The organism is Rhizobium acaciae (assembly GCF_025941625.1).
In the GTDB taxonomy this organism is placed as follows: domain Bacteria; phylum Pseudomonadota; class Alphaproteobacteria; order Rhizobiales; family Rhizobiaceae; genus Rhizobium; species Rhizobium acaciae.
In genome coordinates, this window is the sequence record NZ_JAPCZO010000009.1 from 129,415 (window position 1) to 152,147 (window position 22,733).

The window sequence follows — 22,733 nt, forward strand, 5'->3', positions numbered from 1 at the left end:
AAAATAGCGCGCACAAAAATCTAATGAAAATATTTTCATAGGATTGCGGAGGAGGCGGTCTGTGAAAACAGAATACATCAAGCAGCCGGACGATATGGCGCCAGCCTACAGCGCGGCCGAGGGGCAGACGATCACGGCATGGGCCGTTTCCGGCCTCATCGCCAGCTATTTTCCCGGCGAGCCCGCGCCGGCCGAAGACCGCGTAAACTATCGTTTCATCAACGGTTTCGTCGATGTCGGCGACCTGCCCTGCCGCAAGGCCTTCTGGTCGACCATGGTCGGGCGGCCGCTGCTGCCCGACACCGCCTGGCCGACCGAAAGCCTCAATCTTCCCGGCTCGAACCGCCGCGTCGAGTTCACCGGCTTCTGGCACGTGCCGACGCATCTCAGGCGATGGCTGAAGGGCACGTTCAGAACGGAGACCGCGCGAACGCTCAATCTCAGACTGAAGACCTGCGGCGGCGTTCGCATATGGGTCAACGGACAGGAGGCTGTGCGCTTCGAGCCCTTCAAGCGCAACACCGAGAGCGCAACCGACATACGGCTGGCGCTGGACGCCGGCGACAACCAGATCCTCGTCCACACCGAAGACTTGGCCGAGCGTGATACGATGTGGTTCTTCGAGCTCGAGATGCTGGACGAGGAGCCGCTCTGCGTGCTGCTGCCCGTATCGCTGGATCAGGATGAGGTCCGCGAGCTGGAAGCCCTTGCGCGCGGCGTCCGTCCGGCTCGCGACGTCTTCGTCAATCAGCCGCTGGAGATCATCTTCGGCACTGCGCCCGAACGCGATCTGCCGGTAGAGCTGAAGGTCGTCGGTCATGGTCACGAGCGGCCCGTTCTCGCGCATTCCCGATTGACGCTCAAGGCCTATCAGAGCGGCCTCACGGCCGACGATATCTGCGGCATTGCGGACGGTTATCACGGCGTCCACATGACGATCGGCAGCGGCACGGGTTCGGTCACCCGCGTCATCGATGCCGCCTTCATGAGCAGCATTTCTCCGTTGCCGGCGGAGGCGTCGCTCGCCGCCCGCAAGCGGCGGGCCCTGGAATACAGCGCCCGCTTCGGCGCAAACCGCGTCGGGCGCCTCATTGCGATGATGGAAACCGGCCATCACGACCAGGAAAGCTTCGACCGCGTCATCGATGCGACGCTCGCCTCCATCGATGCGCGCGAGGATTGCTCGGATTTCATCATGGTGCCGCTCTTGTGGCTGCTCGGCGCCTATGCCGACCGGATGCCCGATGCCGTGGTCGCCCGCATTAGGCATTCCGTTCGCTCCTACCGTTACTGGGTCGACGAGCCGGGTAACGACGCGATGTGGTTCTGGAGCGAGAACCATGTGCTCTGCTTTCACACGAGCCAGCTGCTGGCGGGACTTCTTCTGCCCGACGAGGTGTTTTCGGCCTCGGGCCGGACGGGGCGTCAGCAGGCGGAACTTGGCCGCGAGCGGCTCGGGCGCTGGTTCGACAGCGTCGAAGCCCATGGGTTGGCGGAGTGGAACTCGGCCGCCTATTACCCGATCGATTTCATCGGCCTGCTGGCGCTGGAGCGCTGGGCCGAGACAACGATATCGGCCCGCGCCCGCGCCCAGATCGATCTCATCTTCCGGATGATTGCCCTTCATACGCTCGCAGGCGTTCCGGCCGGATCGCAGGGCCGCGCTTACGACAAGGAGTTGCGCGCCGGCCCGCTGACCGAGCTTGCGCCCTTCGCCCAGGTCGCCTTCGGAACCGGCTGGCTGAACAATGGTGTGGCGGCATTGACCATGTTCTGCGCCGGCAGCTACGAGCCGCCCGCCGATCTGGGCGAACTTGCGACGCTCAACCGGGGAAGAAGTGTCGAGGCGCGTTACAGCCAGGGACTCGAGAGCGGAAAACTCGTGCTGTTCAAGAACGAGGCGGCGCAGCTTTCGACGGTCGTCGATCACAAGTCCGGCCAGAAGGGGCACCAGCAGCATGTCATCGACATCCGGCTGGCCGGCCACCCGATGGCGAGGCTGTGGGTCAATCATCCCGGTGAGGACGATCCCTGGGGCAATCAAAGGCCGTCCTATTGGGCCGGCAACGGCATCCTGCCGCGCGTTGCCCAGCATCGCGACGTCGCTCTCCTGATCGAGGACACAAGCGATGCACGCCATGCATGGACACACGCCTATATCGGCCGCGACGGCCTGGACGATCTCATCATCGAAGACAAGTGGCTCATCACGCGATCGGGCCGGGGATTTTCCGCCCTCTGGGCGTCGAACGGCCTGGAGCTGATCACCGACGGCCCGACCGCCGGCCGCGAGGCGCGCTCCTACGGGCAGCTTTGCGGCTGGGCTGGTATCGTCGGATGCGGCGATGGCGACGCCTTCAAGGCATTCATCGAACGCCTGTGCCGGACGACGGTTTCCTTCGATCCCGGGCTTCGGCATCTCGCGCTGACGCCGCCCGGCGGCCCGGCGATCTGCCTGTCCTATGCCGACGGTCTTTCGATCGGCGGCGAGGCGAGGCCCTTCACTCATGATCAGCCGCACCCGATCCTCACCCACGACAGTGCAGCCTCCGGCGCCGGCACTGACGGGCCGTTCTACTCCTAAAAATATAGGTCTCCAGCATGAACACAACATCTGTCGATAACGCCGCCCTCCTGACGACGATCGATCGCGTGGCAACGGCTTTCAGCCGGCTCAGAGGCATCAAGGAAGGTCTCGTGACGGGAAATTCCGCCTCCGGAATCCAGTTCGACGAATGGGACTGGGAAGTCGGCGTCGGTCTTTACGGCTTCCTGCGGCGCGCCATTTCCACCAATGATCAGAAAGCGCTGCAGGAGCTCGTCGCCTGGTATGCCGGCCAGATCGAACGCGGCCTGCCGCCGCGCCAGATCAACAGCACGGCGCCGATGCTGCCGCTTGCAATCCTCGTCCAGCATGTCGACCGTCCCGATTTTCGCGCTCTCGTCGAGGACTGGGCCGAATGGCTCGTCAAGGAACTGCCGAAGACTGAAGACGGCGGCTTTCAGCACGTCGTCAAGGAGCGCCTCAATGACGGCGAATTGTGGGACGATACGCTGTTCATGGCCTGCCTGTTTCTCGCCCGGGCCGGCGTGCTCTGCGAGCGCAGCGAATGGATCGACGAGGCCGTCTATCAATTCGTGATCCACACCCGTTACCTCTCCGACCCGGTCAGCGGGCTCTGGTATCATGGCTGGACCTTCAACGGGCGGCACAATTTCGCCAATGCCTTCTGGGCGCGCGGCAATGCCTGGATCACCGTCGCCATCCCAGAGCTCTTCGATCTCGTTCCGACCCTCGGCGAGAAGGACCGGCGTTTTCTGTCGAACGTCCTCGTCAGCCAGGTGCGCTCCTTGAAAGCATACCAGCGGCCGGACGGCATGTTCACGACGCTACTGGACGATCCGTCTTCGCCGTTGGAAACCTCGGCCACGGCAGGCATTGCCTATGGCATATTGCGGGCCATCGATGCCGGCATTCTCGACAAGGACGACAGGGCCTATGCGGAGCGCGCGCTTGCGGCGGTGCTGGCGCAGATCGACGAAGAAGGCGTCGTCCACGGCGTCTCCGACGGCACGCCGATGGGTCATGACCTCGATTTCTACAGGCGCATTCCGAACGTGCCGACGCCTTATGGGCAGGCGCTGACCATGCTGCTCCTGACGGAAGTCTTTCTCGAGAACGGCGAGCGCCAATGAGCCCTGTGTCTCTCGTCGCGATCGAACCGGCGCAGGGCGACGATACGGTCCGCCTGCAGGCGGCCATCGACGGCCTGTCGGCTTCGGGTGGCGGACGCGTGGAGCTCATGGCCGGCATTCATGTCTGCCGCGGGCTCCAGCTCAGATCCGGCGTCGACCTTCATCTGGCCGCCGGCGCGACCCTGCGTCCCGTTCCGGACTATGCCGCCTATGCGCAGACGAGTGTTTCGGTGATCGCCGAAAAGTCGGACCGCGGCATGATCGTCGCCAAGGATGCGCGGCGGATCAGCCTGACGGGGGCGGGCCGCATCGAAGCCGGTTGCGACAGCTTCATCGTGGGAGACGACGAGACGGTGGGAACCTTCATCCCGGCCGAATTTCGTCCCCGTGTCGTCGTCTTCGAGGACTGCGACGAGGTTGAGATCAGCTCCATCCATATCAGCCGCTCGCCGATGTGGACGCTGCACTTTGTCAACTGCACCGATGTTGCCGTCAGGAACGTGACTATCGACAACGACCGCCGCCTTCCCAACACCGACGGCATCGTGCTGGATGCCTGCCGCGGCGCCGTCATCGAGGACTGCCGGATATCGACGGCCGACGACGGCATATGTCTGAAGACGAGCATCGGTCCTGATCGTGTCGCCATCGGGCGGTGCGAAAACATTCTTGTCCGCCGCTGCTCCGTTCAGAGCCTCAGCTGCGCGCTGAAGATTGGCACGGAAACCCATGGCGACGTCACCAATGTCGTGTTCGAGGATTGCAGCGTCTCATCTTCCAACAGGGCGCTAGGTGTCTTTTCGCGCGACGGCGGCCGGATATCGAACGTCAGGTTTTCGAGAATTGCGGTAGAGTGCCGCGAGACCCCCGATGGCTTCTGGGGCTCGGGGGAGGCGCTGACTGTCAATGTCGTCGACCGAGTTACGGAGCGCACGGCAGGCGCCATCGAAAATCTCATCGTCGAGGACATCACCGGGCGGATGGAGGGGGCGATCACAGTCATCTCGACCTCGTCGGCCGGCATCCGGAACGCATCGCTGGCGCGCATCGCTATAGACCAGCAGCCGGGGCAGCTCGGCACGGCGCGATCCTATGATTTGCGTCCGACGAATGCGGACCTTTCCCCGAAAGCCGATGGCGGCGGCCGCGCCAATGCCTGGACCCGCGGATCGGACGGGCGGGTGATCGGTCTGGAGCACTATCCGGGAGGAATGCCGGCCGTCTACGTGGCTGATGTCGCCGGGATCCTGATGAACGAGGTGCGGATCACGAGGCCGACACCGCTGCCGCAAGGCTGGAACAAAAACGACGCTGTCTTCGAAACGGCGGCACCTGATGGGAGTGGGACATGGCAGAACTAAAACTTTCCAGCGTCAACAAGTCGTATGGCTCGGTCAAAGTCCTGCATGACGTCGAACTCGATATCCAAGACGGCGAGTTCGTCGTCTTCGTCGGTCCGTCGGGATGCGGCAAGTCGACCTTGCTGCGTGTCATCGCCGGCCTCGAAGAGGTCACGGAGGGCGCAATCGCGATCGGGGGCCGCGACGTCAGCGCGCTCTCGCCGGCAGAGCGCAAGATCGCAATGGTCTTCCAATCCTACGCGCTCTATCCGCATATGAGCGTTCGCAAGAACCTCGCTTTCGGCCTGGAGAACCTGAAATTCAAACGCGCCGAGATCGAAGCGCGGATTGCCGAAGCTGCCAGGATGCTGGCGATCGAACCCTATCTGGACCGGCGCCCGAAGCAGCTTTCGGGCGGCCAGCGCCAGCGCGTGGCGATCGGCCGGGCCATCGTGCGCGAACCAGACATTTTTCTCTTCGACGAGCCGCTGTCCAATCTCGACGCGGCGCTACGCGTCCAGACCCGGGCCGAGATCACCAAGCTCCACCGCGAGATCAAGACGACGATGATCTATGTCACGCATGACCAGGTCGAGGCGATGACGATGGCCGACAAGATCGTCGTGCTGCGCGCCGGGCGGGTCGAGCAGGTCGGAGCACCGCTGGACCTGTTCGATAGCCCGCGCAATCTTTTCGTCGCCGGCTTCCTCGGCTCGCCGCGCATGAACATCATCAAGGGCAAGGTATCAGGCGTCGGCGAAAGCGGCGTCACCATCGATGTCGGCAACGGCGGCAGCATCGTCAGCGATGTCGATCTCGCCGGCATTGCGGTCGGCCAGGCCGTTCTCGCCGGTATCCGGCCCGCGCATTTTTCACGCTCCAGCGAGCAGGGCCTGCCGTTCATCGTCCAGTATCACGAGGGCCTCGGCACCGAGACCTATGTCTACGGCAACCTTGCGGGAGAGGACGAGCAGATCATCATTCATGAGGCCGGCCATTTCGCGCCGGCGCCTGGCGATCACATCCTGATTGATGCCGCCCCGGGGCGGGTTCATCTGTTCGATCCCGAAAGCGGCCTAGCTTTTGCCCGGCGGCCCGGACAGGGGAGGCGCTGAACATGGCGGCGCTCAAGGCAGGTGCATTGCTGTCCCAGGCAGGGGAAACGGCGATGAGGGTGGTCGAAGCTCCGATAAATCTGATCGAGCGCATCTTCGGCCGCAAGCGTATGCCATGGCTGTTCCTGGCGCCGAACCTCGTTCTGTTCGCTATCTTCACGTTCCTTCCGATCGCGATCGCGATCGGTTACGCCTTCACTGGCGGCACGAACCTTTTCGTGTCGGAGCGCCCCTTCGTCGGCTTGGACAATTTCCGCACGCTGCTTTCCTGCGGCAATTATCTGCAGCCGGGAACCTGCCAGGAATCGCTGTTCTGGACGGCTGTGTGGAACACGCTTTGGTTCGTGGCCTTCAATGTCGTCGCCACATTGCTGGTGGCGCTGATCACGGCGCTGATCCTCAATCGGGCGATCGTCGCGCGCGGCTTCTTCAGGGCGATGTTCTTCTATCCCGTCCTGCTGTCTCCCGTCGTCATCGGTCTCATCTGGAAATGGTTCCTCGATCGCAACGGGCTCCTGAACGCCTTCTTCCAGATGATCGGCGTTCCCCCTGAGATCTTCCTGCTCGACGTCGGCTGGTCGCGCTTCTTCGTCGTCGCGGTATCGGTCTGGTTTCACATGGGTTTTTATACCCTGATCCTCCTCGCTGGCCTCCAGGCCATCCCGAAGGAGCTCTATGAGGCTGCCTCCATCGATGCCGCCTCGCCGCGCCGAACACTTTTCAGGATCACGCTTCCGTTGCTCGCTCCGAACCTGCTGGTCGTGTTCATTCTTTTGATGATCAAGTCCGTCCAGATCTTCGACGAGGCCTGGGTTTTGACCAATGGCGGCGGCCCCGGCACGGCCAACAGCTTCATCGTCCAATATATCTACCAGATGGCATTCGGCAGCGATCTTCGCCTCTTCGGTCTCGCATCCGCCGCATCGGTTCTTATGGGGCTGGTGCTTCTGGTTCTCACCCTCATACAGCTGCGCATCGGCAAGCGAATGGAGTCCTGAGATGAACCCGATCAGCTTTTTCACGCGCACACGCCGGGCCGGACGCATCGATATAACCGACATATTGTCATGGGTCTGGCTGATCGGCGGAACCTTCGTGGTGCTGCTTCCGGTCCTCTGGGCGGGCCTCTCCTCTCTGAAGCCGGCGGCCGAGATCACCCGGTTTCCGCCGACGCTGCTTCCTCGGGCCGCCGTCGAGCAGACCGTGCCCGGCTTCGACAAGCCGCTCAGCCTCTGGCAGGTCACCGTCGACGGTCAGATGCGTGAAATGGCCATGGTCCGCCGCATCGGCCTCAAGGCCCAGATGGTCGATCCCGCAAATCCGGGACCACCCCTCAGCGTCGACGTCAAGGGGATGACGCCGGTGCAGAAGCTGACGGTCGCCACGCAGAATTACACCGATCCGCTGACGCGCTTCAACTTCCTGACCTTCCTCAAGAATTCATTATTCGTCACCTTCGTCGCAACGCTTCTGACGCTCATCGTCAACGCCATGGCGGCCTTCGCGCTGTCGAAATACAAATTTGCAGGGGATACGACCGTCTTCGTCATCATCATTTCAACGCTGATGATCCCGCTCGCCGTGGTCATGGTGCCGGCCTATCTCGTCATCGTCGGGGTCGGGCTTGCCGACAACCTGTGGGGCGTCATCCTGCCGACGGTCGCCTCGCCGACCGCCGTTTTCCTGCTGCGGCAATATATGCTGACCATACCCGATGAACTGATAGAGGCGGCGCGCGTCGATGCGGCGAGCGAATTCTGCATCTTCTGGCGGATCATCCTGCCGCTGACAGCGCCGGCGCTCGCGGTGCTGGCGATCTTTTCCGTCCTCTGGCGATGGAACGATTTCCTGTGGCCGTTGATCGTCCTCAACAGCCGCGAGAATTTCACGCTGCAGGTCGGCCTAAACGCATTCCAGGGAGAGTTCTCGGTGCAGTGGCACTATATCCTGGCGATGACGTTCCTCAGCCTGCTGCCCGTTACCGTCGTCTTCCTGTTCCTGCAGAAGTACATCACCACCGGCATCGCTGGAACAGGCATGAAGTGAACGGCCCTGCGTGGAGATAGACCTCCCCGCAATCGCCGAACGACCCATACCACGTCTTCCTCCCGGCTGAGGCGCGTCGCATTGAACCTAGTTCATGCGGCGCGTTTCGGTTTTTGTCTTCGTGCATGGCTCCCAAAATCGCCGCCCATTTTGTGGGCGGTAGCTCCGCGGCGAGCGTAGCGTTTGCCACCGAAGCCGGCCGCCTCCGCGACCTGATGGGCGGCCGTTTTAGGCTATGTTGACGACGATTTCGGCGTCCTGCAAATATCACAAAACGGTTTCGAAGAGCGGGATCAGGGCCGCGCCGATTGCGCCGGGGGCATCGGTTATCTGTGCTACGGCAAGCCTGGGGATGTCGCGTAAAACCCCATGCCGAGGCAGGTTGTTGAATTCTGTCCGTTCGATCAGCATTCTCGCGAGTGAATGCGGAAGCTCGCCGCCAAGGACGATCAATGCCGGATCAAATATTGCGCAGATTGCATTGATGGCGCGATTGTGGGCCGGCGTGACGCGGTCGACCCACTCCGTAACACCATCCCATTCCATCAGCTTCTCGTTCTTCAGGTCTCTCAGGGTCAAGTTCAAACGCCCGTTGGCACGAAGATGTTCAAGCAGGACGCCGAGTGCAGGGCGCTCCTCGTAGTCCTGGCGCCCGAAGAGGACGGAAAATTCGCCGGCGTTGCCGAAATTGCCGCGAAACGGCATGCCTCCGGAAACCAGGCCGCCGCCATAGCCATGCAGATGGGCAATATAGGCGAAATCCGCGACATCCCGGCCAACGCCGAAAATGGCTTCCGCCAAGGCTGCGGTCCTGGCGACATTGTCTGCCCAGACCGGCAGGCCAAGTTGCTCTCCAAGCAAGGGCGCCAGGTCGATCAACGACCAATGAGCGAGCGGCAAGGGACAATTGAAGGCCGTCTCCAGCATACGGTGACCGGCGACGGCCAGGCCGACGCCGAGGACGTCATGCCGTTCGGCGCCCCGGCGGGCAAGAAGCTCTTCGACCGCCGCTTCGATCCGCTCCATTTCAACGGATAGCGAGGAGCCCGCCTGTGGGATTTCCATTTTTTCCAAAGGCTCGCCGAAACCCATGAGGCAAAGGCCGATCGAACCGACGTTCACGGAGATGCCCAGGGTTAAACACCATTCTTTGCGAAGGGTCAGCTCCGGGCTGGGCGGTCCCGGCCGCCGGGTTTCCGAATGGGAAAAGACAAGCATTCCTCGCTCATGAAGCCGCGCGACGATCCTGTGCAACGATTGCTGGGTGAGATCGAGCGGCTCTGTCAGGTCGGAGCGCTCGATCCCCGGAGATTTCCAGATCAGCCGCAACAGGTCGCGCTCGTTGCGGGAGGCTACGCGCATGGGTTGCGTGTCTCGCAAAAAATGCGCGGCAACATGATTTAACGGATCATACTTCATTTTCGGTTCGTTTTGATTTACACTGTGAGTGTGAACCACATTGGGAGGGCATTCTGCTTCTGTCAAACAGGGAATTCGATCCCCGGTTTGCCGGCCCTGCTTACTTCATCGAGGTTGGCCAAGCCAGCCGGGATGACAGCAATAAGGTGGAGGTGATTGTGCCCTAAGCGTTTGGAAGGCACGATATTGGCGGCGCAGCGATTTCAAACGAGATGGAGCGCTTGATAGGCGGTTAGCCGGTCGGGGTGTGGAAAGGGAAAGAACCGAGTTGCAGATATCGTTGAGATCCGAAAATACGGCGCGCGCTCCCGAGCGTGACGCATACGGGTTTGCGCCAACGCATCAAGGCAGTGACTTCGAGTCGATGGTTCGTGCCTATTCTGCAGGCTACGGGGTGTTTGGCGCGAAGCCGCTGAGCAACGACCGGGCCTTTGCCTGGGCAGCGGACTTGAGAACAAGTGAGGCATTTACGGTGCTTCATTCGGTTTATCAGAGTTCCTGGACAATTCGAACGCTCGATGAGACCCCGCAACACCTTGCGTTTTACATTCCGCACACGGGATCCTTCCGACTGTCCGTTGGAAAAAAGGTGGTTGAAAGTGGGGCGGGTCATCTTCTCATGGCCAACAACCATGAAGCTGGCGATCGTTTCATCCATGGCCCGCACTGCTCGGACGCCCTCTTTCTGGACTGGAAAATTGTCAGGCGAATGCTCGTTTCACTTGTGGAAACGCCGATCCTCGAGTCGCTTGACCTTGAGCCTGTCGTGGATCTCGCAACACCGTCGGGTCAGCTTATCGGCAGTCTGGTGCAGACGATCGTGCAGGGCATGCGCAATGACGGTCCGCTTCTGTCTTCACCTCTGGCCTTGGCGGCGATGAGCGAAACGCTGGCTAACCTCGTGATCCGATTTGGCCGCCACCGTCTTTCCGGCTATTTGGAAAAACAGAAAGTGTGTTTGGTCGCGCCGTGGCATGTCCGGCGTGCTATCGACTATATGCACGCCAATATCGCAGAGCCCCTCACCATGACGATGGTTGCCGATGGTGTCGGTGTTTCACTTCGCGCGCTGCAAACGGGTTTCAGGGCCTTCCGGGGAACTTCACCGGGCGGCTACTTGCGCACGATCAGGCTGCAGGCAGCCCGCGACCAGTTGCGGGACCCGATGAATCAGCGATCCGTCCGCGAAATCTGCGCGATGTGGGGTTTTTCTCATGCCGGCAGGTTCTCTATTATCTACCGCAGCGCCTTTGGAGAAAGCCCGCGCGATACGCGCCTGCGGGCCGAGCGCTTGCGATAAAGAAGGACGCAGAAAAGTGTGAACGGTTTTCGGACAACATCATGCTCTAGGAGCGCGGTGCCGCGATACTGCCACGCAGGACGAGATGGCATCCGAGTTCCAGGCGATGGGCCGGCCGCTGCGGATCGTTGGCGATCAGCCTCTGTTCGATCAGCGCCAAAGCGGCGGCGCCGAGCTTGTCTGTGGGAACGCTGACCGTCGACAGCGGCGGACGGCTGAATTCGCCGGGGACGATGTCGTCGAACCCCAGGACCGAAATCGCTTCCGGCACGCGTATGTCACGATCGGCCAATGCCTTCAGGCAGCCGAGTGCCAGATTGTCGGCCGCGCAGAAGACGGCGGTCGCCCCTTTCACCGTGGGATCGCGGTCGAGCAGCGCGTTGATGGCTGCCTCGCCGTGCCTGGGCTCATATCCCTCGGCCTCGACGATCATATCGTCAGGCACGAGAAGCTGGGCGGCAAGATAGGCGTCGGAAAAGCCGTCATATCGGCGCTGGATCGTCGTGCGGCCCTTCCAGGTCAGGTGCAGGATACGGCGATGCCCGAGCGCCAGCAGGTGCTCGATGCCGAGCCGCGCTCCGAAGCGGTTTTCGGGGGTGACCGTATCGACCAGCATGGCGGGGTCTTCGCCGTTGACGATGACAACAGGCATATCAGGGGAGGCGAGGCTTCGGATCAGTTCCGGCTGATCATCGTTCAGGACCACGATGCCGTCGGCACGTTCCGAGAGCGCGATCTGCCTGACCTGAGCGCCGTCGATACGCCGGCCGGTGCTGACGAAGGGTACGATCCTGATGCCGCGGCGTTCGCACTCCCTGCGAAGACCGTTGAGGATCGTCCAACTCACCAGATTGAGATCGCTCTCCGGTGCGGCATCGTCGGGAATCGCAAGAAGCAGGACGCGCAAGGCCGCAATCGTCGCCTTCTTCCTCCGGCGGTCGAGATAACCCAGGCGTTTTGCCGAATCCAGAACCCTTTCGCGCACCTCGATCGTCAGCGGCGCGGTTCCGTTGAGCGCGTGCGAGGCCGTGCTCAGCGACACCTCCGCATCGCGCGCGACATCCTTGAGATTGACTTTGCGTTCCACTTTTTCCGTCGCGAATTGAGGTCGTGCCTTCGAAGGCATCGCTAACTCGATGTTTTCACATAAAAACCTGAGAAAAGCTACGTGCCTGGCGCGGTATTTTTCGCCATTCGGCGATCAGTGAGGTTTGGCAAGCAGGCCATTGAGCAGCAGGTCGAAATAGGCCCGCAGGAAGGCCTCCTTGTTGGGAGTGGGCACGCGGCGGTCGTCGAATATCAGCCGCAGAACTGTCGTCGTCAGGATGGGCGCGACCACGATTTCGGAGAATTCCACCGGAATTTCGCGAAACTCCCCCGACGCCACACCCTCCAGAATGAGAGCGTCGACCTTGGCGATGATCGGCTCAATGAACTGATCGTGGTGGCGGTCGATCAGGTCGGGGAATCGGTGTCCTTCGGCAATGACGAGCCGCGTCAGCTCGCGGGTCGTGCGATCCTCGGCGATTTGTTCGTAGAGCAGGCCGAGAATGGAAAGCAGCCGGTCGGTGGCGCTGCCGCTGAGGCCCTCGGTGATCCCCAGCAGTTCCTGAAACGGCACGGAGAAGTGGTGGATCATGGCTTCGAAAAGCTTCTCCTTCGTCTCGAAGTAGACATACACCGTACCCTTGGTGACGCCGACCCTGTCGGCGATGTCTTCGACGCGTGTGCCCGCGAAACCGCATCGCACGAATTCCTCGAAGGCGGCATCCAGGATCTGGATGGGCCGCAGCGCTTTCTGTTCCGCGCGCGTGATCTTCTTCTGAGCTGCCATTTGCCTCGCCTCCCTTGTTGCGCACGCCCTCGTCCCTGCAGGCGCAATGCTTCATTGACTAATGCGTCAGTCAATTATATAGCAGCTGCCGTTGAGAGCAAGAGGTCAACTATGAGAACCATTCTGGTCGCCACAGCGATCGTATGCGCCGTCGGTCTCGGATCATGCAGCGATGAGCGCGGGCCGACTGAGCCAACCGCACGGCAGGTCGGTGTCGTCGTCGCCAAGCCTGAGCCGCTGGTCCAAGGTGGCGCGGTCACCGGCGAAGTCCGCGCCCGTGTCCAGACCGATCTGTCCTTCCGCGTCAGCGGCAAGATCGTCGAGCGGCTGGTGGAAGTCGGACAGTCCGTGAAGGCGGGGCAGCTCCTCGCGCGGATCGATCCTGAAGAGCAGAAGGCCGAGCTGGATGTGGCAGCTGCCAATCTTCAGTCGGCTGAGGCGCAGCAAACCCAGGCGCAGCTCGCATACGACCGCCAGCAGAGCCTGTTTCGAACGCAGGTTACGACGCGTGCGGCACTCGACCAGGCGCAGGAGGCGCTTCTGACCGCGCAGGCATCGACGAAGTCGGCGCAGGCGCTGTTGGAAACCGCTCAGGATACTCTGTCCTACACAGAGCTGAAGGCGGACGCCGACGGGATGATCACCGCCCGCAATGCCGAGGTCGGGCAGGTGGCGCAGGCCGCCCAGGTCGTCTTCACGCTTGCCCATGACGGCGACCGGGATGCCGTCTTTGAAGTGGTCGAAAGCGCGTTCCTGCGGCCGATCGACGGCGACGGGACCGTGGCCCTTCTGTCGAACCCCTCGCAGAAGATCGCGGCGAAGGTTCGCGAGATTTCGCCGACGATCGATTCCTCCACCGGAACCATCAAGGTCAAGGTCGCGATATCGAGCGACGCTGCGATCCCTCTCGGCGCTCCCGTCGTCGGAAGATTCAATTATGTCTCGCAGGACGTCATCCAGCTTCCCTGGTCCGCCATGACATCCAAGGACGGCAAGCCGGCCGTCTGGATTGTCGATCCCGCATCGTCTGCGGTTTCGGCAAGGGCAGTGGATGTCTCCGGCTACGAGACCGGCAGCTTCATCGTCAAGTCAGGCGTGTCGGAAGGAGAGGTCGTGGTGGCCGACGGAACCAAGTTCCTCAGGCCGGGTGAAATCGTGTCTTATGTCAAGGAAGCTTCCAAGTGATTATTCGTCCCAAGATAGTCGCACTGATGATGGGTACGGCCCTGATCTCCTCCTGCACGCCGCAGGAGGAAAGCAAGGAGGAAGCGCCCCGTCCCGTGCTGTCGACGACGGTTAAGCCAACGTCGTCTTCGAGCTTGAGCCTGACCGGCACGATCGAACCGACGATCGAGACCGAACTCGGCTTCCGGATTCTCGGGCGGATGATCGCCCGCAACGTCAATGTCGGCGATCTCGTCAAGAAGGATGATGTCGTTGCCGCCATCGATCCGCTGGCGCTGGAGCTTGCCGTGCGCAACGCGCAGTCGGACGTAGAGAACAGCGACGCCCAGCTCAGAAACGCGGTGACCACAGAGCAGCGCCAGCGCGCGTTGCTGGAGTCGCGCTCAGGCACCGAAGCCTCGCTCGAAGAGGCCGAACAGGCAAGGCGGACGGCGGCCGCAGCCGTCGCCAAGGCACAGGCCAATCTCGACAAGGCCACGGAGCAACTCGGCTACGCGCAGCTTCGGGCGGAATTCGACGGGGTGGTGACGGCGACCTCTGCTGAGGTCGGACAAGTGGTGTCGGCCGGCCAGACGGTCGTGACCATCGCACGGCCTGATAAGCGCGATGCCGTGGTCGACGTACCCCAGGCAGCCGCCCAGAAACTGAAGATCGGCGCGCCCTTCGAGGTGATGCTGCAGCTCGATCCGACCATCCGCACGTCCGGGATCGTGCGTGAAATAGCACCAGAGGCGGAGACCTCCACCCGTACGAGCAGGACCAAGATCGCGCTGAGCGATCCTCCCGCGACCTTCCGGCTGGGCTCGGTCATATCAGCCTCGGCAACCATTGCAGCCGATCCGCAGATCGTCCTGCCTTCCTCCGCAATCCTTGTCGGCAGCGGCGGCCCGAGCGTCTGGATCGTCGATGCGCCGGCCAGGAAGGTATCGCTTCGCCGCGTGAAGATCGACGGCGACGTCGAAGACGGCGGCAGCGTCCGCGTCACCGAGGGGCTCGCCCCCGGAGAAAGGGTCGTCGTGGCAGGCGTGCATAAACTTGAAGATGGCCAGGCCATCAGGATCGACCAGGAGATCAGCCAGTGAAGTCCTTCAATCTTTCCGACTGGGCGCTCGAACACCGTTCGCTCGTCTGGTACTTCATGATCGTCTTCATTCTCGCAGGCGCATTCTCCTACGTGAAGCTCGGCCGCGAAGAAGACCCGAACTTCACAATCAAGACGATGGTGATCACCGCCCAGTGGCCCGGCGCCTCCGCCGAAGAAGTGACGCGGCAGGTGACCGACAGGATCGAGAAGAAGCTCCAGGAACTGGAATCGCTGGATTACACCAAGAGCGAGACCGTTGCCGGCCAGACGACGGTATTCGTCGAGCTGCTGCCGACGACCAAGGCAAAGGATGTCGCTCCCACCTGGCTGCGCATCCGCAACATGATCGCCGACATCAAGGGCGATTTCCCGACCGGCGTCGTCGGTCCTTTCTTCAACGATCGCTTCGGCGACGTATTCGGAAACATCTACGCCTTCACCAGCGACGGCCTTACCCAGCGGCAGCTTCGCGATCTCGTGGAAAGCGCCCGCTCCGAGGTCCTGACCGTGCCCAACGTCGGCAAGGTCGATGTGGTCGGCGCCCAGGACGAGGCGATCTATCTCGAATTCTCCACGCGCCAGATCGCAGCACTTGGGATCGACCAGCAGTCGGTCATCCAGACCCTGCAGGCGCAGAATGCCGTCACGCAGTCCGGCTTCGTCGACGCCGGGCCGGAGCGCATCGCCTTGCGGGTGAGTGGACAATTCACGTCCGAGGACAGTCTGAGATCGATCAATCTTCGGGTCAACGACCGCTTCTTTCCGCTGACCGACGTCGCCACGATCAAACGCGGCTACGTGGATCCGCCGTCGGCGCTGTTCCGGTTCAACGGCCAGCCTGCGATCGGGCTTGCGATCGGCATGAAGCAGGGCGCCAATCTTCTGGAGTTCGGCGAGGGGCTCGACGCGCAGATGAAACGTGTCGTCGCTGACCTTCCGATCGGCGTGGATGTCCACCGCGTTTCCGATCAGCCGGCCGTCGTCGACGAAGCGGTGTCCGGATTTACCCGCGCGCTCTTCGAAGCAATCGTCATCGTGCTGATCATCAGCTTCATCAGCCTCGGTCTTCGCGCCGGCATGGTGGTGGCGATCTCCATTCCGCTCGTCCTGGCGATCACCTTCGTGGTGATGGAGTATTCCGGCATTTCGCTTCAACGCATCTCGCTCGGCGCGCTCATCATCGCGCTCGGGCTGCTTGTCGACGATGCCATGATCGCCGTCGAGATGATGGTGGCGCGCCTGGAGGCGGGCGACGATCTCAGGAAGGCCGCCACCCACGTTTATACGTCGACCGCCTTTCCGATGCTGACGGGAACGCTCGTCACCGTAGCGGGCTTCATTCCGGTTGGTCTCAACAACAGCGCTGCCGGTGAATTCACCTTCACGCTTTTCGTGGTCATCGCGGTTTCGCTGATCGTCTCCTGGGTGGTAGCGGTGCTGTTCACGCCGCTTCTCGGCGTCACGATCCTGCCGAAGACGATGAAATCGCATCACGAGAAGAAGGGCCGCTTCGCCTCGGTCTTCTCCCGGCTCCTGGGCCTGGCGATGCGCTGGCGCTGGGTCACCATCATTCTGACGGTCGGCGTTTTCGGGCTTTCGATTGGCGGCATGGGGCTGGTGCAGCAGCAGTTCTTTCCCAGCTCGGACAGGACCGAGCTCATCATCGACTGGAACCTCCCCCACAACAGTTCGATCGCCGAAACCAACAGGCAGATGGCCAGATTCGAAAAGGAGATGCTGGCCGACAACAAGGATATCGATCATTGGACGACCTATGTCGGCCAGGGCGCCCCGCGCTTCATCCTGTCCTTCGACGTGCAGACGCCCAACGTGTCGTTCGGACAGACGATCATCGTCACCAAGGGGCTCGACGTGCGCGACAAGGTGCGAACAGAGCTGCAGGACTATCTGACGAAAACGTTCCCCGGCACCGACGCCTTCGTCAAGCTTCTCGACATCGGTCCGCCGGTCGGCAAGCCGGTCCAGTACCGGGTCAGCGGCCCCGATATTCAAAAGGTCCGCGATCTCTCCCAGAAATTTGCCGGCGTCATCGGATCGCACCCGCTTCTGGCGAACATGGTCCTGGATTGGAATGAGCCGTCTCGCGTCGTGAAGGTCGATGTCCTGCAGGATAAGGCGCGCCAACTCGGCGTATCCTCCGAGGATATCGCCACCGCCCTTAACGGCATCGTCGAAGGCTCGACGGCCACCCAGGTTCGAGACGACATCTACCTGGTCAACGTCATCGGCCGCGCCAGGGCATCCGAGCGCGACTCCATCCAGACGCTGCAGAATCTTCAGCTTTCCACCTCCAACGGCAAGGTCGTGCCGCTCTCTGCCGTGGCCAATTTCCGCTATGAGCTCGAGCAGCCGACCATCTGGCGTCGTGACAGGCAGCCCACCATAACGGTCAAGGCGGCCGTCGTCGGTCCGACGCAACCGGCCACGGTCGTCGACCAGCTCAAGCCCAAGGTGGAAGAATTCCAGAAAAACCTTCCGGTGGGATACAAGGTGGAAGTGGGCGGGGCGGTCGAATCCAGCGCCGACTCACAGGGGCCGATCGTGGCGGTCGCTCCGCTGATGCTGTTTGCGATGGCGACGATCCTGATGATCCAGCTGCAAAGCTTCAGCCGCCTCTTCCTGGTGTTCGCGGTTGCGCCGACGGCCCTGATCGGCGTGGTCGCAGCACTTTTGCTGAGCAATGCTCCCATGGGCTTCGTCGCGATCCTCGGCGTGCTGGCTCTGATCGGCATCCTGATCCGCAACTCCGTCATCCTGGTCGTCCAGATCGAGCACCTACGCAGCGAAGGAATGGCGCCCTGGCAGGCGGTCATCGAGGCCACTGAACACCGCATGCGGCCGATCATGCTGACGGCCGCGGCGGCCACGCTGGCGCTTATCCCGATCTCGCGCGAGATCTTCTGGGGGCCGATGGCCTACGCCATGATGGGCGGCATCGTCGTCGGAACCGCGCTCACCCTGCTGTTTCTGCCTGCGCTCTACGTCGCATGGTTCAGGATCCCGAGGGATGAAGGTGTTCAGGCCGAAGCCGCGGCAAAGGCATGAGCATGGGCCTTTACGTCCATCGCATGCGGCCGCCGCGGCGGCTGCATGTCCTGGTCTCCGAGGAGCGAGCTCGATGACGGAACAGCGTTTGAAAGGGTTTCCGATGGGAGCCAAGGCGATGCTGGTCGCAATCGGCCTGGCGATGCTCGCCGGTTGCGCCACGAGACCGTCGCCCGATGTGTTGAACCCGGTCCATCAGTCCGTTCATCTCCCAGCTCATCTGAATGCATCGCTTCACTCCGATGAAGCCGCCCCAAGCCGGGTGAGTGTGCTCGCTGCGACGAACAGGAGCCTCGACACCGCACGCGGCGGGTTCGGCAGCACCTGGGCTGACAATCTCACCTACGAGCAATATGCGTTTTCAGTCCCTCCCGGCCGGAAGGACACCGCGATCACCTATCCGACCTCGAGACCGGATCCCGAACGCCAATTTGCCGTTATCGGGCGCAAGCAGCTTGCAAAGGACGCCTTCGTAGAGGAGGCGCTCCGCTCTACGCAGTCCGACGGCACTGTCGGCATCTTCGTGCATGGCTATAACTATAGCTATCAGGAGGCGCTGTTTCGCACCGCGCAGATCGCCGCGGACGCCGACATTCCGGGCTCTCCGATTCTGTTTTCGTGGCCTTCCGCCGCAGCCGTCGCCGGCTATGTCGCCGACCGCGATGCGGCCCTCTCCTCGCGCAGCGACCTCGACTCGCTTGTCGCCTCGCTCTCGGCGTCAGGAAAGGTGAAACGCATCATCCTTTTCGGACATAGCATGGGCGGCTTCCTCGTCATGGAAGCGGTGCGCCAGCTCAAACTACAGCATCGCGACGACGTCATCGGCAAACTGGCGGTGATCCTGGCCGCCCCTGACATCGACGTCGATGTTTTCCGGTCCCAGCTGCAGGATATCGGTCGGATGCCGATCCCCATATCCCTTCTCGTTTCGAAGGACGACCGGGCGCTGGTGGCCTCGAGCTTCATAGCGGGAGAGCGGGCACGCGTCGGACGCCTCGATATCGACGATCCCGTCATCAGGGAGGCTGCCTTGAAGGAAAGGCTTCGGCTCATCGACATCACGTCGATCCAGGCGTCCGACGGGCTGGGGCATGACCGCTACGCATCGCTCGCCAAGTTCGGAGCGCAGCTTGCCTCCTTCGAAAGCGGAAAGCGGTCGACCGCCGGCGACGTCGGCGCCTATGTCTTCGATGCCGCTGGCGCCGCAGTCGCAAGTCCGTTTCGTCTGGCCGGGCGTGTCGTCGGCTCGCAATGATGAGAGCCGGGCGCTGTTCTCCTCGATTCTGCCGACCTTCACCACCATCCTGCCGGACTGGTGGGGCACCTTCCTACGGCTGGTTGTTCGGCGTCGCCATCGGCGGGGCGATCTATTTCGTGTTGAGAATGGGTGCGCGGGCGTAACCCGGCCTTCGCGCCCTGACATATCAGGTTTTCCTGTCGCCGCCCGTTTCAGCGACGAGCGCCAACCGCATGCACGGCTGCGCGGGCCGCGGGCTGCGCCATCGTTCTCGCCGTCGAGCGAAGGGCGGAGGACTGACCGCATCGTCGAGCCTGAACTGGGCGATGAGTTCGCGAAGCTTCTGGGCGTCCTGCGCGAGAGAATTGGATGCTGCGGTCGACTGTTGCACCATGGTTGCGTTCTGCTGCGTGGTCTGGTCCATCCGGTTGACTGCGACGTTGACTTCGCTGAGGCCGATGGACTTCTCTGACCCGCACCGACGCGGTGATGCATGTTTTACGAAATAGCATTATGATCGGCTGAGCGCCCGACCGGCGAAGAGATTGGCCCTGCGGATATCTGATCCCGTGCGGGAATGGAGAGGATAGCTGGATTTGGAACGGCTAAAGGATCTGGATAGTGCTATTGCGCGGGCAGGTGGCGGTTTCACATCGCCTCCGTATGAACGGCCCGGCGTCGTGGCTGCCGCCGTTTACCAGCATGGTCAACGCATTCGCGACATCAGGATAGAGGAGGCCGGCGAATGGCGGGGCCGAGAGAATGCGATCGTGTGGATCGGCCTGCACGAGCCGGATGAGGCGCTGCTGCACCAGGTCCAGGCGCAGTTCAATCTCCATCCGCTGGCGATCGAGGACGCAGCACAGCCTCACCAGCGCCCGAAGCTGGAGATTTATGGGGACGCGATGTTCATCGTCGCCCGGACCGCCCATATGAAGGATGACGAAATCGTCTTCGGCGAAACGCATCTGTTCGTCGGTCGCGGTTATGTCGTTTCCGTCCGCCACGGCGACTCGTCCTCCTATCTGGCGGTGCGTCAGCGATGCGAGGCCACGCCGGCGGCCCTTGCCCATGGCGAGAACTATATTCTCTATTCCATCCTCGATTTCATCGTCGACAACTACATGCCCGTCATCGAGGTCGTGCAGGAGGAGGTCGAGAAGCTCGAGGATCTGGTGCTGCGCGAACAGCTGGAAAAGTCCGATATCGAGCGGCTTTACCTGTTGCGGCGCAAGCTGCTGCGGCTGCGCAATGCCGTGGTGCCGCTGGTAGACGTCTGCCGGCGGTACGAGCACATCGATCTTCCCGGTATGGATCCCACACTCCAGTCCCTCTTTCGCGATGTGACCGATCACGTGCGCCGGGTTCAGGAAGATATCGATGCGTTGCGCGAGGTCCTTGCCTTCGCCTTCGAGGCCAGCGTGATGATCGGCCAGACGGAGCAGACGGCGATCGCCCGCAAGCTCGCCGCGTGGGCGGCAATCCTCGCCGTTCCCACCGCGATCGCCGGTATCTACGGGATGAATTTCAACGATATGCCGGAGCTGAAAACCCAGTATGGTTATTTCGTCGTGCTCGGCGTCATCGTCACCTTGTGCCTGGGCCTCTTCGGTTTCTTCCGTCGGAAGAAGTGGCTCTAGATATCTGATGTAGGGGCGGGTATGCGGCAGACGGACATCCGGCTTGGCGAAGACGCGTCAGCACAGGGCCTTCAGCAGTCTATTCCGATGCCTTCTGATATAGCCGATATCGCTCAAATACAGCTGGGCGTCTCCGGCAACCACGTCCACCACGAAGGTCTCATCTCCAGCGGCCGCACTTGCCAGCATGAAATCGACCAGTGCCTGCAGCCGCCTGCAGATCATCTCAGGGAGCTGCAGCCGGTCTTCCATCGTCGCCCCATATGCCGTGCAGAAGATTTCCGCGCGGCGCAGCTGTTCGTCGAGGCCGAAGGTCACGTCCGGATTGGCAGGATCGGAGAGCGGCGCCCAGCGGTAAACCGAATAGGCCAGATCCCATAGGCGCGGTGCGGGATGGGCGGTATCGAAATCGATGATCCCCACAGCCTCATGGTCTGCCGTAGCGACGTTGTAGGGCGCATAGTCGCCGTGGCATATGATCTCGCACGGTTCCCGCTGCGGCAGCATCCATGTCTGGATCTCGCGATCCGATTCGAGAAACCCTTGAGATGCCGAGTGAAAATCGCGCAGAAGCCTGGCGGCGGAAAGCAGCATGCGCTCGGATCCGACAAATTGGTCGCTCAGGTCTTCGCAGACGCGCCCGGTGACATAACTGACGACTTCCTGGTTTCCGGTTATTTCGATGGGATCCGGCGATCCCGGAAAGCCTCTGCTCCTGAGATGGCGCAAAAACCGGTGCACCGTTGGCGTCCATGCGCCGGAAGGCCGTACGACAGTATTGCCGTCCTGCCAGATCTGCCCGGTTCGTCCGCCCTCCAACAATTTCACGTTCCGGCCTCCAGACGTTCTTTATGCGAATTCAGTTTTTCGATATGGGCCTGAACCGTGGCGCCAAGGTTTGTCTCATGGCAGTTCCGGTAGAACGCCACGACGTCGGAAGGCATTCCGTCGGGGATGGGGACAAAGTCTTCAAGCCGCAGGCCGCTTGAACCGCCGAGTTGCGGATCGGCCAGCTGGCTCTCGCTCAAACTGCCGACACGATCGGCCAGGGCTTGGAAATAGGCGAGGTTGTCATCCACCGCCGAAGGAGAGTACGTCCGGCCGTGCGCAGGGATAACCAGTCTTGCATTGAGGTCACGTATCCGCTTGAGCGAGGAGCGGATTAAGCGAAGGTCGCCTGCATTTTTGCTCCAGACTTCGGGGACGGGATATTCCACCGCGTCGACGGCCAGGCAGATGCGGAGTTCGGGAATCCATACTGCGATATGGTCGGGCGTGTGTCCCGGTGTATGAATGAGTTCCAGCGTCAGATCGCCGCCGTTGAGGGTCATCGAGCCCGAGAACGTAATATCGGGACCGATGAGGTCGACGTTCCGAAACCGCAGCTCCTGGCTCGCCTTGTCCCTCAGGACCTCCTGTGCGGAAGGGTCGCCTAAGCGGTCGAGCGCGGCGGCATGCGCGATAATCGGAGCGCGCCCCGCAATGGCGGTATTCCCCCAGAAATGATCCCAATCCATATGCGAATTGATGACGATCAGCGGACGAGCGTTCGTCTGTGCCTCGAGCAGTTCGAGCGCCGCCATGCAGAGTTCGGGCGTGCCGAGCGTATCGATCAGGACATTGAACCTCTCGGTCCGGACGAACACGGCATCAACTTCGTCCCCCGCCCTGACGATCACGATTCGATCATCGAGTTCGGGATATGAACACAATTCCACCGATGGATTCACGTCTGGTCGCCTTTATTGCAATCGCAGTGATTCATTCGGAT

At 61.8% G+C, this 22,733-nt stretch carries 17 protein-coding genes and 2 pseudogenes; 13 read left to right on the forward strand and 6 right to left on the reverse strand.

All coding sequences use genetic code 11. The annotated features are described in order from the left end of the window. Positions 1-61: 61 nt before the first annotated feature. From OLZ32_RS16195 to OLZ32_RS16220, 6 genes are read left to right on the forward strand one after another with little or no spacing between them, the layout of a single operon-like run. Positions 62-2,584: a hypothetical protein gene (locus OLZ32_RS16195; protein ID WP_264421805.1), complete on the forward strand. Its 2,523-nt coding sequence runs from the start codon at positions 62-64 to the stop codon at positions 2,582-2,584. 17 nt (positions 2,585-2,601) lie between these two features. After that, the gene (bglB, locus tag OLZ32_RS16200; RefSeq protein WP_017991433.1) at positions 2,602-3,696 is read left to right on the forward strand and encodes a beta-galactosidase BglB; all 1,095 of its coding nucleotides are present in this window, start codon (positions 2,602-2,604) and stop codon (positions 3,694-3,696) included. Next, a complete protein-coding gene (pglB, locus tag OLZ32_RS16205) occupies positions 3,693-5,057 on the forward strand; it encodes a polygalacturonase PglB (RefSeq protein ID WP_017991432.1) in 1,365 nt (454 codons plus the stop codon). The genes bglB and pglB overlap by 4 nt, the downstream gene beginning before the upstream one ends. After that, complete coding sequence (locus OLZ32_RS16210; RefSeq protein ID WP_017991431.1) at positions 5,045-6,151, forward strand: ABC transporter ATP-binding protein; 1,107 nt, start codon at positions 5,045-5,047, stop codon at positions 6,149-6,151. The genes pglB and OLZ32_RS16210 overlap by 13 nt, the downstream gene beginning before the upstream one ends. Positions 6,152-6,153: 2 nt before the next feature. Beyond that, entirely contained in the window at positions 6,154-7,149 is a 996-nt protein-coding gene (locus OLZ32_RS16215) for a carbohydrate ABC transporter permease (RefSeq protein ID WP_017991430.1), read from the forward strand. A gap of 1 nt (position 7,150) precedes the next feature. Beyond that, the gene (locus OLZ32_RS16220) at positions 7,151-8,197 is read left to right on the forward strand and encodes a carbohydrate ABC transporter permease (protein WP_017991429.1); all 1,047 of its coding nucleotides are present in this window, start codon (positions 7,151-7,153) and stop codon (positions 8,195-8,197) included. A 267-nt stretch (positions 8,198-8,464) separates the two neighbouring features. Here OLZ32_RS16220 and OLZ32_RS16225 read toward each other — a convergent pair whose 3' ends face one another. Continuing rightward, a complete protein-coding gene (locus tag OLZ32_RS16225) occupies positions 8,465-9,616 on the reverse strand; it encodes an ROK family transcriptional regulator (RefSeq protein WP_017991428.1) in 1,152 nt (383 codons plus the stop codon). A gap of 280 nt (positions 9,617-9,896) precedes the next feature. Here OLZ32_RS16225 and OLZ32_RS16230 point away from each other — a divergent pair, with 280 nt between their 5' ends. Further along, on the forward strand, positions 9,897-10,916 hold the full coding sequence (locus OLZ32_RS16230; RefSeq protein WP_026160246.1) for a helix-turn-helix domain-containing protein: 1,020 nt from the start codon (positions 9,897-9,899) through the stop codon (positions 10,914-10,916). Positions 10,917-10,962: 46 nt separating this feature from the next. Here OLZ32_RS16230 and OLZ32_RS16235 read toward each other — a convergent pair whose 3' ends face one another. Both OLZ32_RS16235 and OLZ32_RS16240 read right to left on the reverse strand, forming a co-directional pair. Then, a complete protein-coding gene (locus OLZ32_RS16235; RefSeq protein WP_017991426.1) occupies positions 10,963-12,042 on the reverse strand; it encodes a LacI family DNA-binding transcriptional regulator in 1,080 nt (359 codons plus the stop codon). Between the two features lie 75 nt (positions 12,043-12,117). Continuing rightward, complete coding sequence (locus OLZ32_RS16240) at positions 12,118-12,750, reverse strand: TetR/AcrR family transcriptional regulator (RefSeq protein ID WP_017991425.1); 633 nt, start codon at positions 12,748-12,750, stop codon at positions 12,118-12,120. 111 nt (positions 12,751-12,861) lie between these two features. Here OLZ32_RS16240 and OLZ32_RS16245 point away from each other — a divergent pair, with 111 nt between their 5' ends. The 5 genes and pseudogenes from OLZ32_RS16245 to OLZ32_RS39400 form a co-directional block, all read left to right on the forward strand. After that, positions 12,862-13,935, forward strand: coding sequence for an efflux RND transporter periplasmic adaptor subunit (locus OLZ32_RS16245; RefSeq protein ID WP_017991424.1), 1,074 nt, complete (start codon positions 12,862-12,864; stop codon positions 13,933-13,935). Beyond that, entirely contained in the window at positions 13,932-15,017 is a 1,086-nt protein-coding gene (locus tag OLZ32_RS16250; RefSeq protein WP_017991423.1) for an efflux RND transporter periplasmic adaptor subunit, read from the forward strand. The genes OLZ32_RS16245 and OLZ32_RS16250 overlap by 4 nt, the downstream gene beginning before the upstream one ends. Next, complete coding sequence (locus OLZ32_RS16255; protein ID WP_017991422.1) at positions 15,014-18,085, forward strand: efflux RND transporter permease subunit; 3,072 nt, start codon at positions 15,014-15,016, stop codon at positions 18,083-18,085. The genes OLZ32_RS16250 and OLZ32_RS16255 overlap by 4 nt, the downstream gene beginning before the upstream one ends. A 73-nt stretch (positions 18,086-18,158) precedes the next feature. Beyond that, a complete protein-coding gene (locus OLZ32_RS16260; protein ID WP_017991421.1) occupies positions 18,159-19,340 on the forward strand; it encodes an alpha/beta hydrolase in 1,182 nt (393 codons plus the stop codon). Between the two features lie 10 nt (positions 19,341-19,350). Next, positions 19,351-19,505 (forward strand): annotated as a pseudogene (locus OLZ32_RS39400) (allantoin permease); the annotation flags it as partial. A gap of 29 nt (positions 19,506-19,534) precedes the next feature. On the opposite strand, the pseudogene OLZ32_RS16265 reads toward OLZ32_RS39400, so the two are convergent. Continuing rightward, positions 19,535-19,791: pseudogene (locus tag OLZ32_RS16265) on the reverse strand (methyl-accepting chemotaxis protein); the annotation flags it as partial. A 127-nt stretch (positions 19,792-19,918) separates the two neighbouring features. Here OLZ32_RS16265 and corA point away from each other — a divergent pair. Beyond that, a complete protein-coding gene (corA, locus tag OLZ32_RS16270; protein WP_017991420.1) occupies positions 19,919-20,962 on the forward strand; it encodes a magnesium/cobalt transporter CorA in 1,044 nt (347 codons plus the stop codon). 57 nt (positions 20,963-21,019) lie between these two features. Here the strand turns inward: corA and OLZ32_RS16275 are convergent, their stop codons facing one another. Together OLZ32_RS16275 and OLZ32_RS16280 are read right to left on the reverse strand one after the other, a co-directional pair. Then, positions 21,020-21,790, reverse strand: coding sequence for a phosphotransferase enzyme family protein (locus tag OLZ32_RS16275; RefSeq protein WP_017991419.1), 771 nt, complete (start codon positions 21,788-21,790; stop codon positions 21,020-21,022). Beyond that, positions 21,787-22,692 (reverse strand): MBL fold metallo-hydrolase, encoded by a 906-nt coding sequence (locus tag OLZ32_RS16280; RefSeq protein ID WP_017991418.1) that lies wholly within the window; start codon positions 22,690-22,692, stop codon positions 21,787-21,789. The genes OLZ32_RS16275 and OLZ32_RS16280 overlap by 4 nt, the downstream gene beginning before the upstream one ends. Positions 22,693-22,733 lie beyond the last annotated feature (41 nt).